This is a genomic window from Bacillus sp. JJ1566 (assembly GCF_036962685.1).
GTDB lineage: Bacteria > Bacillota > Bacilli > Bacillales > Bacillaceae_L > Ferdinandcohnia.
In genome coordinates this window covers 131,741-143,025 of sequence record NZ_JBALOP010000001.1, presented here as the reverse complement: position 1 = coordinate 143,025, position 11,285 = coordinate 131,741, and the positions used below count along the sequence as shown (strand labels likewise).

Below are 11,285 nucleotides of genomic sequence, written 5' to 3'. Positions count from 1 at the left end.
GATGCCACGATTTTTCAAAGGAAATTTTTCGAGCTTAAGATCAAAAACTAAGGACGCCACATCCTGTGGCATTTGCGACCCACCTCGTGTTGACCTAAAAAAATCGGGCACAAAAACGCCAAAGCGCATTTGATTATTGGAAGATTAGCCCTCTTTCAGTTAAAATTAAGGATTAGAATAGTCTATTCTTTTAAATGGAATTTTTTATTTGAAATTCAATATATAGATAAATAGAAACGAGCTGATACATGTATGTCTACAAATGGAGGACTTGTCATCCTTACCGAGATGCTGCCAAGCTTACCCCCTTCTGAGAAGAAGATAGCTTCCTATATCATTGAAAACCCGCAGGAGGCTATTTCATTAACCGCGAATGAACTGGGAAAAAGAAGTTCAACAAGTGGAGCAGCCGTTATTAGGCTTTGTAAATCTCTTAACCTAAAAGGATTTCAGGATTTAAAACTGCGTATCGCAGGTGATCTTCAGAAAACAAATGATTTAGGATTTAGCGATATCGAGCCAAATGAATCGATTGTATCTGTGATTGAAAAAATGACAAATAATAGTATTCAAACGATTCGAGAAACAGCTGAATTATTAAATGTTGATGAGCTTGAAAAGGCGATCGAGGTAATCAGGAGTGCCAGGAAAATCCATTTTATTGGAGTAGGAGCTTCTAGCATTATCGCTCAGGATGCGCAGCAAAAATTTCTTAGAATTAATAAAACAGCCTATGCTTTCGCAGACATGCATATGGCGGCTACCCAAGTTGCAATTGCAGAAGCAGGAGACGTAGTTGTCGGAATTTCCTTTTCAGGGGAAACCAAAGAGGTTGCGAGGGTTTTACAGTTAGCAAGGGAGAAAAAGGCTACAACTATTAGCTTAACAAAGTATGGTAGTTCAGTTGTTACCGATTTCGCTGATGTAAAACTGTACACTTCCGTAACGAAGGAAACAACTTTTAGAAGTGGTGCTACTTCTTCGCGAATCGCCCAGCTGCAAGTAATCGATATTTTATTTATGTGTGTAGCGTCCATACAATACGATGATACGGTGATGCATTTAAATGCCACGCGTGAAGCTGTAGAGTTTTTAATGGGTAAGAAAAATTAAACAATCAAATCAAGGGCTAACTCGAAAATTGGGTTAGTCTTTTTTAGAATAAAAAATGAATGTTATCGGGGGAATTACTTATGTATATCCTAGGAATTGATGGTGGTGGAACAAAAACAAAAGGGGTTATTGCCACTGTAACAGGAAAAATTATCGCTGAAGCAACAGTAGGAGCATCTAACCCAAATAATGTTAAAAAAGAAGTCTTGGAAAAGGAGCTAAGTAATCTAATAGATTCATTGCGGAACGGAAGTAATGGCGCCTTTTTGGAAGTGAAGAGAGTATATGCGGGTATGTCTGGTGTTGACCATCCGTCAGCACGTAAAGAGATGAAGCAGCTGCTAGAATCATTGGTACCCCAGCCGATACCGGTAACAGTTAATAATGATGCGATTACTGCTTTGTATTCAGGAACTTTAGGAAAACCAGGGGTTGTTCAAATTGCGGGTACAGGATCGATTACCTTTGGTTTAAGTAGTGAAGGAGTCCTCGACAGAGTTGGTGGCTGGGGTTATTTACTAGGCGAAGGTGGAAGTGGTTTTGGTGTTGGTAGTGAAGGGTTACAGGAGGCTTTTCGGGCTCACGACGGGTTAGGAAGGGAAACTGAATTAACTGCATTAATTTGTAATCACTTTCAAGTACAATCCCTTCCAGATATCATTCATACCATTTATAATGCAGTAAACCCAAAAGAACTGCTTGCTTCTTTAAGTAGACATGTTTTTACAGCAGCAGATCATGGTGACCAGGTTGCAAGGTCGATTATACGAAAAAATGCGATTCATATTGGAGAAGCAGTTAGCTGTTTGATCAATAAGCAATTTACCGAAAAGGAAAGAGCGGATGATATACCGGTTGTACTAGCTGGAGGACTCTTTAATCGACTTGATTTATTTAAAGGGCCAATGGAAGAGATTTTTGAGAAATATTCTATTAAATCAAAACTAATTAGACCAGGCATTGAGCCTGTTGGTGGAGCGGTAATTGCGGGCTTGCTTGAGGAAAAGATAGAGGTTAATGAGGATTTTGTTGAACAATTTAGTAGATAATCTTTTTAACGAAAACTAGTAATAAAGGAGATGAATGTATGGAATACAGGAGTTGGAATATTGATAGGCTAGATGAATTGGCAGGTCTTTGGAATCGTGAAATAGGTTCTGAATTTCCAATGAGGAAAGAATTGTTCAAGCAGAATAGTTTTGATGATTGTAATGTGTTTTCAGAGGGGTCCCTAATTGCAGTAAATGAAGATAATCAAGCAGTCGGATTTGTAGTAGCAAAAAGATGGCAGGATGAAGTTGATGTTGGAATCAGTAGGGAAGTTGGATGGATCCAGGTGTTGCTTGTGGACCGAAATTACCGCAATCAAGGGATAGGAGAAAAATTACTTCAACATGCTGAGGGTAAGTTAAAAGAGAGTGGAATTAATCACATATGGCTTGGTAAGGATACGTGGCACTATTTTCCGGGCATACCGATTCAATATATGGAAGTAGCAAAATGGTTTGAGAAACGTGGATATGTACAGGGTACAAAGGAACATGACTTGGATTGTCATTTTGAGGATAGCGAGATGGAGGTCCCATCACTAGATGGAGTCGAGCATTTCCTACTAAAACTGGAGGAAAAAGATGAATTTTTAACCTTTATGCATCGTTGTTTCCCTGGACGCTGGGAGTATGAAGCTATTCAATATTTTCAAAAAGGCGGTCAAGGGAGAGAGTTTGTCGTCCTTAAAAAGAACAATCGGATCATTGGTTTTTGCAGGATAAATGATTCAAATTCTCCTATGATCGCTCAAAACGTCTATTGGTCACCATTATATCAACAGGAACTAGGTGGCATCGGTCCTTTGGGGATTGATTCGAATGAACGAAAACATGGGTATGGACTGTTCATTGTAGAAGCTGCCGTTTCACATCTGCGTAATCGTCATATTCGTTCAATGGTCATAGATTGGACGGGATTAGTGAAATTTTATAATAAGCTAGGCTTTGAGGTTTGTAAAAGCTATGATTCTTATTTTAAAAAAATATAAAGGGGACGATCGTGGTGAAAGGAAAAATTCTGGAATTTCTTCAAAAGGAAATTGATTTACAACATATTCCTGGCGCCGTCATAAGTATTTCTCATGATGGACAAATTCTCTTTGAGGAGGCTATTGGAAATCGTGCAGTTTATCCGAAAGAATTGCCAATGAAACGAAATACCGTTTTTGACCTCGCATCTTTAACAAAGGTAGTTGCGACTTTACCTGTTATATTAAAGCTTATTGATAATGGGGAAATTCGACTTGATGATACAGCTGCCTTTTTTCTGCCAGAGTTTGCGCAAAATGGTAAGGAGCATATAACATTAAAACACTTGTTAACGCATACATCCGGGTTACCTGCACATAGGCAATATTATGTGGAGGATTTATTGACAGATCAAATCCTCGAAAGAATATGTGGAGAGTCGCTTGAAGTGCCAACTGGCAGTAAAGTGATATATAGTGACTTAGGATTAATTACACTTTATAGAATTATCGAAGTAGTCACAGGGCAAAAATTTGAAAGGTTTGCAGAAAAAGAGATTTTTACTCCACTTGAAATGGTAGAAACGGGATTTAACCCATCCTTCGATAAAGAAAGATATGCCGCTACGGAATATAGTGAGAAGCTGAAAGGACATAAATACGGAATAGTCCATGACGATAACACAGAATCAATGGGTGGAATAAGCGGTCATGCTGGCTTATTTTCCACCATTCAAAATCTTCAAAAATATGCAGGTATGATTGAAAATAATGGGGTATACAAAGGAAAGCGGATACTTTCAGAAGCATCACTTCGATTATCTCGGCAAAACTACACCTCATTTGATAGTGAATACCGAGGATTAGGCTGGATTTTAAAAAGCCCAGTACTGTCGTCCTGTGGAGATTTATTTTCGCAAGGGTCATACGGGCATACCGGTTTTACAGGAACAAGTATTTGGTTTGAGCCTCAAGTAAACCTTAACGTCATTCTGTTAACAAACCGTGTTCATTTTGGAAGACAGCCACATATTTTACGTTTAAGACCGAGACTGCATAATATAATTCGTTCATATTTTTAGTCAGTTTTTACATGAAGAATATTGACCAAATTTTTACCCCCTAATATGAGACCAGATATGGTCTTTTTTTATTATCAGTTGGATAAATGGATTGTGGGGAGACCCATTCTCCTAGAAACATCCAGTTGGGGGCACTCCAATAGGCTTAGGAGGCCATCAGTCACCTAGAAATATCCAACTGATGTCACTCCAGCAAATTTGGAAGGTACTTAACCTCCTAAAAAAATCCAAATAGATGCCTTCTACAATGTGTTTTACTATTGACACTTACTTTTTATTCCAAAAGTAATGTCATATCGTAGCTATATATAAAGGGTTTTTCCTAAAACCCCCAAATATTAGGTCATATAGCCCCTTTATATTATCGTTTATTCCAGCAAAACCCAAATGTCCATGCATATCAAGTTTATATACCACAACCTTTTCAATAATACTCCTAAAGTGAGCTCAGATAGTACCTATATCCAAAAAACCCCCTATTTGAATCACAAAATGAAAAGTAACAAATAATATAATAATAGCAAGAAAAGTGTCCTCTCTATATATACACTTTATGAATAATGTGATAAAGTATGAAGTATAAATGTTGATATAAAAGGATTTACGAAAATAATGTTGTGTTTCTAGAAAATACACTTGTGTTTTGTAAACATACAAAGGAGGATTCGAATGTCGAAGGTGTTGGACTCATTTTTGCATGAAAATCTGGAGGATTTAAAGAAGAAAGGTCTTTATAATGTAATCGACCCTCTTCAAGGTGCAAACGGACCTATCATCAAAATCAATGGGAAAGAACTGATTAACCTTTCCTCTAACAATTATCTAGGCTTAGCTACGGATGAGCGTCTTAAAGAGGTTGCTAAGGAAGCAATCGACAAGTACGGGGTTGGAGCGGGTGCAGTTCGAACCATTAACGGGACACTTGATCTTCATCTGAAATTAGAAGAAAAGCTTGCGGAGTTTAAGCACACTGAAGCAGCTATTTCATATCAATCTGGCTTTAACTGTAATATGGCGGCGATTTCCGCTGTTATGGATAAAAATGATGCGATTCTTTCTGATGAGCTTAATCATGCTTCAATCATCGATGGATGCCGTCTTTCGAGGGCGAAAATCATTCGTTTCAACCATTCTGATATGGATGATTTACGTAAAAAAGCGAAAGAGGCTACTGAATCCGGATTATATAACAAGGTTATGGTCATCACTGACGGTGTTTTCTCCATGGATGGTGACATTGCAAAACTACCTGAAATCGTACAAATTGCAGAGGAATTCGATCTGATTACATATGTAGACGATGCCCACGGTTCAGGTGTATTAGGAAAAGGCGCGGGAACGGTTAAGCATTTTGGTCTTTCCGACAAGGTAGATTTCCAAATTGGGACTCTTTCAAAAGCAATTGGAGTTGTCGGCGGTTATGTAGCGGGTAAGAAAGCATTAATTGATTGGTTGAAGGTTCGTAGTAGACCATTCTTATTCTCAACTGCAGTGACACCGGCCGATGCTACTGCTGCGACAAAAGCAATCGAAATATTAATGAACAGCACAGAGCTCCACGATAAACTTTGGGATAATGCCAACTACTTCAAGCAGCAGTTAAAGGAACGCGGCTTTGATATTGGCCACAGTGAAACGCCAATTACACCGGTAATTATTGGGGAAGAAGTGAAAACACAGGAGTTCAGTAAGAGATTAATTGAAGAAGGCGTTTATGCAAAATCAATTGTTTTCCCAACTGTTCCTCAAGGGACAGGAAGGGTGCGTAATATGCCGACTGCAGCACATACGAAGGAAATGCTTGATCAAGCAGTAGCGATATATGAAAAAGTAGGCAAGGAAATGAACATTATCTAAAAGCTGGTCAGTTGACCACTTGGGGGAATGAATAATGGAGAAAATTGTTGTAACAGGGGCCCTTGGCCAAATCGGGTCAGAGCTTGTCACAAAGCTTCGTAAGGTTTATGGTGCTGAAAATGTTGTTGCGACAGATATTCGAAAAACGGATTGTGAGGTTGTCCACTCAGGTCCGTTTGAGCTTTTAGATGTAACAGATGGTAAAGCAATGTATGACATTACAAGAAAATATAATGCTGACACGTTAATTCATTTAGCTGCATTGCTATCTGCAACTGCAGAGGCAAAGCCACTTTTAGCCTGGAACTTAAATATGGGTGGACTCGTCAATGCATTAGAGGTTGCACGTGAACTACGTTGTCAATTTTTCACGCCAAGCTCAATCGGGGCATTTGGTCCGACTACGCCAAAGGACGGGACTCCACAGGACACCATTCAGCGCCCTACGACAATGTATGGTGTGAATAAGGTTTCGGGTGAGTTGCTATGTGATTATTACAATCATAAATTTTGTGTGGATACACGAGGACTTCGTTTTCCAGGACTGATTTCGTATATGACCCCTCCAGGTGGCGGTACGACGGATTATGCTGTGGAAATTTATTATGAAGCCCTGAAAAATAAAAGCTATACCTCCTATATCGCGGAAGGCACATATATGGATATGATGTATATGCCGGATGCGCTTCGAGCCATAATTGATTTAATGGAAGCAGATGAGTGCAAGCTGAAGCACCGGAATGCGTTCAATGTAACAGCAATGAGCTTTGCGCCAGAGGAAATTGCGGCAGAAATTAAAAAGCATATTCCTGAGTTTGCGATGAAGTATGAAGTGGACCCTGTCCGCCAAGCTATCGCCGACAGTTGGCCAAATTCAATCGATGCCACAGCAGCAAAAGAAGAATGGGGCTTTAAGGCCGAGTACAATCTTGAAACAATGACAAAGGATATGCTTGAAAAATTAAGCACGAAAATTATAAAGAATGCAGGATGAATAAAAAAGAGTATGGAATCTAAACAAGATTCCATACTCCTTTTTTGGGACAGGTCCATCGTCCCAATGTTCTATAGAATTGCTAAACGCCCATTTTACGACGAGTATTGCTTGTTTTTTTTGTTTGCTGGCTTTTCAATTTTTTTGTTGAAAGGTCGGTATTTGTTTTACCTTTTCCAGCAGAAGACTGGGCCTTTTTCTTTTCCAGCTGCTGCTTCATAGCCTCTTGTAGGCTAATCTTCTTTTTTTGTGCTTCAGGTTGATTATTCTCGGTCATAGGAAATTCCTCCTTATTGAATATGATAGTTAGTCCAGTATAATCTATTCCTTTTATTTGTGAAAGTGCCCTATGTCAGTTTTATGCCTTTGAGGCAGAATTTCATCCTCCTTTTTTGATAGAAAAAAGAAGGGAATTTAAGATGGTGCACTGAATAATAACGGATATAGGAGGTCATATCATGATACTTTATAAATTTGATAAAGATAGTGGTAAACAGATATCACAATTTAATTCGGATTTCATCATGTCTCATATTATTCAAACTAGTAATCCAACACAAATTGGCTGTATGCACCTTGGTGAAAATGGAATTGTCGGGTATCACCAAGCTGTTGTGCCTCAACTTCTTTTAGTTGTAAGCGGGGAAGGATACGTCCGAAATGAAAAAGAAGAGTATGTAAAAGTTTCATCCGGGGATGCCGTTTTTTGGGAAAAGGATGAATGGCACGAAACAAAAACGGATACAGGATTAACTGCGATTGTCATTGAAAGTGAAGAACTAAGCCCGTCTTTGTTCATGCCGGTAAAAAATAAATAAATACACCAAAGATAAAAAAGAAAAAACCACTCAAAGTGGCTTTTTTCAATCACGCAGTGCTCCAGCTTCACGAGAAGTTATGTCACCTTGTCCTTGGCTGACATCTGTTTGAATTTCTTGTTTTACTTTTTGTGGATCAGTTCCGGCAACATTTGTTTGCGTACTATTCTTTTTAGGCTGTTTTTGTGGCATACGAATCCTCCTCGAATATATGTAGCACACTTAGTATTTACATAATATCTTATTAAATTCCGTAGAAAATAGTTGGCAAAATAAAGCATTTCTCAGTATGGGGGAATGCTTTTTCTACTATGTTTTTTAAAATAAACAATAATATTTTATTGTAATTCAATAAATTTTATATTAGAATCAATACGTAGATGGTAGCTTAGTTGGGACGATGTACCTGTCCCCCTGACCCAAAAGGAGGGCGAATGATGAGAGCAGTAAAGCAACTTGTTCGTTTTGGTTGGGAGCAGGCCCTATCGTGTTTGTTTCCTGTTGTCATTTTTGCTTCTTTGGCTCTTACTCAAGTGATCTCACTTCCCTTATTGCCACGGTATGATTGGCTGCTCATCATCTGTCTTCTCATGCAGTGGTGGATGGTACGCTCCGGGCTTGAAACGAGGGATGAGCTAAAGGTTATTTCGTTGTTCCACCTTATCGGTCTTGCGCTAGAGATTTTTAAGGTACATATGGGGTCTTGGTCTTATCCAGAGGAAGGGTTTTTCAAGGTTTTTGGAGTGCCATTGTATAGTGGATTCATGTATGCGAGTGTAGCGAGTTATCTCTGTCAGGCGTGGAGGAGGCTTAAGGTGGAGTTGGTCAAGTGGCCACCGTTTTTAGTAGTTGTGCCACTCGCAGCCGCGATTTATTTAAACTTTTTTACCCACCATTTTTGGATTGATATTCGTTGGTGGCTATCCGCTCTTGTCATTATTGTTTTTTGGAAGACATGGGTGACATACGAAATCGGTGGAACTACTTACCGTATGCCACTCTCACTTTCTTTTGTGCTCATCGGATTTTTTATATGGATAGCTGAAAATATCGCAACGTTCTTTGGAGCGTGGCAGTACCCGAATCAAACTAAGGCATGGAGTCTTGTTCATCTAGGAAAGGTAAGTTCATGGCTGTTATTAGTGATTGTTAGTTTTCTAATCGTAGCGACTTTAAAACTGGTTAAGGGGAAAAACTCCGTAAAGATTGAATCGGGTCCTTTTTTTAATTAGATAAATCAATCTTATTAAGAATACGCCTAGTACTAGTCCAATCGTGGATGTTATGTAAAAATAAGGTGAAACTAATTTTCAAGCACATCAGAGGGAGAGGATAGAATAGAATGATTGAGAGTTTAAAAAGAATCAATGAGTTAGCGAAAAAAGCACGTGAAGAAGGGCTAACACCTGCGGAAAAAGTGGAACAACAAGTGTTACGTGAAGACTATTTGCGTGAAATTCGCGGGCAGGTGACAGATACGTTCTCCACTTTAAAGGTCCTTGATCCGCTTGGAAATGACGTAACTCCTGAAAAGGTTCGAAAATTAAAAGCTAAAGAAGAGAACAATCCAAAAAGCTAGGGACCAAGCTCCCTAGCTTTTTATTATGCCAATTGCTATGCCACATGTAGGCAAAGTCACCAGTCGAAATAACTGACTTAAAGGACTGAACAGGATATGTCATTGGTGACAATAATTTGATTGGTTGTAAGTGCATTATGCTCAGTGCAAGTATCAATTTTCTTTAACTTAATAGGACATATTAAAATGACAAAAATGAAAACGATTTAGTTTTTTATTGTAATTATATTTTGTCCATGCTAATATAAAACTGTAAAAGGAATGCAACCGTTTGCGCAAATTGTACAAGGCAATGGAAGTATGAAAAACATAACAATGTCAACGTTATATAATTTGAATCTCAATATAAGAGATTACTGTAATATTATTAATTTCGAAAAAGTGTATATATTGATGCAAGCGGTTTCCTAATCTGTGCAACGGTTCCTTCCTTTCAAAAATGAACAAATGGGGGTTTCATCATGAAAGCAAACAAACTTTTTCCTACAGTATTGGCACTTTTAATCCTTATAAGTGTTGCTCTCGTAGGGTGTTCTTCAGATGGAGAAAGCAAAAGTGGAAATAAAAGTGATTCAAAAACAACAACAGTGGATATCTTCCAATTCAAAGTAGAATTTAAAGATCAATTTGAAGCAGTTGCTAAGCAATACGAAGAATCTCATGAAGGTGTAAAAATCAACATCACAACTGTTGGTGGTGGGGAAGATTACGGTGCAGCACTTCGTTCAAAATTTGCTTCAGGTGAAGAACCAACTATTTACAATATTGGTGGACCTCAAGACGTTGCTGACTGGGTTGATAGTTTAGCAGACCTTTCTGATACATCTGCTGCAAACGCAGCATTAGAAGGAACTCTTGAAGGAGTTTCTCAAGACGGCAAAGTATTAGGACTTCCTTTTAACCAAGAAGGTTATGGATTAATATACAATACAGCAGTATTCGAAAAAGCTGGAATCAATCCAGATGAGATTACAACTTATGCTGCTTTAGAAGAAGCGGTTAAAACATTAGATAGTAAGAAAGAAGAACTAGGTTTAGATGCGGTGTTTGCCCTGCCTGGTAAAGAAAAATGGGTAACAGGCTTACACTTATCAAACGCATTTTTATCTCCTGAATTTGATGGTAATGTATTGGGAACATTTGATTCTAAATCTGTAGATTTTAAATATGGCGATGCATTTAAGAAAGTACTAGATTTACAAAATGAATATTCTGTTCAACCAACAGTTAGCTTAGACTATGCAATGCAAGTAGAAGAGTTATTTTCTACTGGTCGTGTCGCGATGATTCAACAAGGTAACTGGGTATATGGTTCAATCACAGGTATCGATGAAGAGCTTGCAAACAACGGCGTAAGTATTCTGCCAATTCCTGTTGAGGGCTACAAAGAAGATTCAATCCCAGTTGGTATCCCAATGTACTGGGCAGTAAATAGTAACAAAGATGAAGCAGAAGTAAAAGCTGCAAAAGACTTCTTAGATTGGTTATACACGTCTGAAGAAGGAAAAACAGCTGTATTAGAAGACTTTAAGTTCATCCCTGCATATGAAGGTTTCGACGCTTCAAAAGTTTCTGATCCACTAGGAAAAGCAGTGTATGAGTATGCAACTGAAGGAAAAACAATTCCTTGGGTATTCATGGGCTACCCTACTGGTTGGGGAGAGCAACAGCTTGGTGTTAATATTCAAAAATACATCAGCGGTGAAATGAGCTGGGATGACCTTGTGAAGGAATCTCAAAAGGCTTGGGAAGACACAAGAAAATAATAGATTTAACTTTACAATAGAAAGCAAGGCAGCACATGTTGCTTTGCTTTCTATTTTAA

The 11,285-nt window shown here is 38.5% G+C and carries 12 protein-coding genes; 10 read left to right on the top strand and 2 right to left on the bottom strand.

What is annotated here, in order from left to right; genetic code table 11:
* Positions 1–252: 252 nt before the first annotated feature.
* From V7112_RS00680 to V7112_RS00655, 6 genes are all read left to right on the top strand, one after another.
* A complete protein-coding gene (locus V7112_RS00680; RefSeq protein WP_335413890.1) occupies positions 253–1,113 on the top strand; it encodes a MurR/RpiR family transcriptional regulator in 861 nt (286 codons plus the stop codon).
* A gap of 80 nt (positions 1,114–1,193) precedes the next feature.
* Positions 1,194–2,162 carry an N-acetylglucosamine kinase gene (locus V7112_RS00675; RefSeq protein WP_335413887.1) on the top strand — a complete coding sequence of 323 codons (969 nt, stop codon included), beginning with the start codon at positions 1,194–1,196 and terminating at the stop codon, positions 2,160–2,162.
* A gap of 38 nt (positions 2,163–2,200) precedes the next feature.
* Positions 2,201–3,151 carry a GNAT family N-acetyltransferase gene (locus V7112_RS00670; protein WP_335413884.1) on the top strand — a complete coding sequence of 317 codons (951 nt, stop codon included), beginning with the start codon at positions 2,201–2,203 and terminating at the stop codon, positions 3,149–3,151.
* A 14-nt stretch (positions 3,152–3,165) separates the two neighbouring features.
* Positions 3,166–4,212, top strand: a complete 1,047-nt coding sequence (locus tag V7112_RS00665; protein ID WP_335413882.1) for a serine hydrolase domain-containing protein — start codon at positions 3,166–3,168, stop codon at positions 4,210–4,212.
* A 669-nt stretch (positions 4,213–4,881) separates the two neighbouring features.
* Positions 4,882–6,069: a glycine C-acetyltransferase gene (locus V7112_RS00660; protein ID WP_335413879.1), complete on the top strand. Its 1,188-nt coding sequence runs from the start codon at positions 4,882–4,884 to the stop codon at positions 6,067–6,069.
* Positions 6,070–6,103: 34 nt separating this feature from the next.
* A complete protein-coding gene (locus tag V7112_RS00655; RefSeq protein ID WP_335413877.1) occupies positions 6,104–7,063 on the top strand; it encodes an L-threonine 3-dehydrogenase in 960 nt (319 codons plus the stop codon).
* Positions 7,064–7,145: 82 nt separating this feature from the next.
* Here the strand turns inward: V7112_RS00655 and V7112_RS00650 are convergent, their stop codons facing one another.
* Entirely contained in the window at positions 7,146–7,340 is a 195-nt protein-coding gene (locus V7112_RS00650; protein ID WP_335413875.1) for a hypothetical protein, read from the bottom strand.
* A gap of 181 nt (positions 7,341–7,521) precedes the next feature.
* Between V7112_RS00650 and V7112_RS00645 the strand changes: the two genes are divergently transcribed.
* Positions 7,522–7,881 (top strand): cupin domain-containing protein, encoded by a 360-nt coding sequence (locus tag V7112_RS00645; RefSeq protein ID WP_335413871.1) that lies wholly within the window; start codon positions 7,522–7,524, stop codon positions 7,879–7,881.
* Positions 7,882–7,926: 45 nt separating this feature from the next.
* Here V7112_RS00645 and V7112_RS00640 read toward each other — a convergent pair whose 3' ends face one another.
* Positions 7,927–8,073 carry a hypothetical protein gene (locus V7112_RS00640; RefSeq protein ID WP_335414004.1) on the bottom strand — a complete coding sequence of 49 codons (147 nt, stop codon included), beginning with the start codon at positions 8,071–8,073 and terminating at the stop codon, positions 7,927–7,929.
* A 245-nt stretch (positions 8,074–8,318) separates the two neighbouring features.
* Here V7112_RS00640 and V7112_RS00635 point away from each other — a divergent pair, with 245 nt between their 5' ends.
* The 3 genes from V7112_RS00635 (at position 8,319) to V7112_RS00625 (ending at position 11,226) form a co-directional block, all read left to right on the top strand.
* Positions 8,319–9,113: a DUF817 domain-containing protein gene (locus tag V7112_RS00635; protein ID WP_335413868.1), complete on the top strand. Its 795-nt coding sequence runs from the start codon at positions 8,319–8,321 to the stop codon at positions 9,111–9,113.
* A gap of 110 nt (positions 9,114–9,223) precedes the next feature.
* Positions 9,224–9,460 carry a DUF896 domain-containing protein gene (locus V7112_RS00630; RefSeq protein ID WP_335413866.1) on the top strand — a complete coding sequence of 79 codons (237 nt, stop codon included), beginning with the start codon at positions 9,224–9,226 and terminating at the stop codon, positions 9,458–9,460.
* A 461-nt stretch (positions 9,461–9,921) separates the two neighbouring features.
* Positions 9,922–11,226 carry an ABC transporter substrate-binding protein gene (locus tag V7112_RS00625; protein ID WP_335413863.1) on the top strand — a complete coding sequence of 435 codons (1,305 nt, stop codon included), beginning with the start codon at positions 9,922–9,924 and terminating at the stop codon, positions 11,224–11,226.
* Positions 11,227–11,285 lie beyond the last annotated feature (59 nt).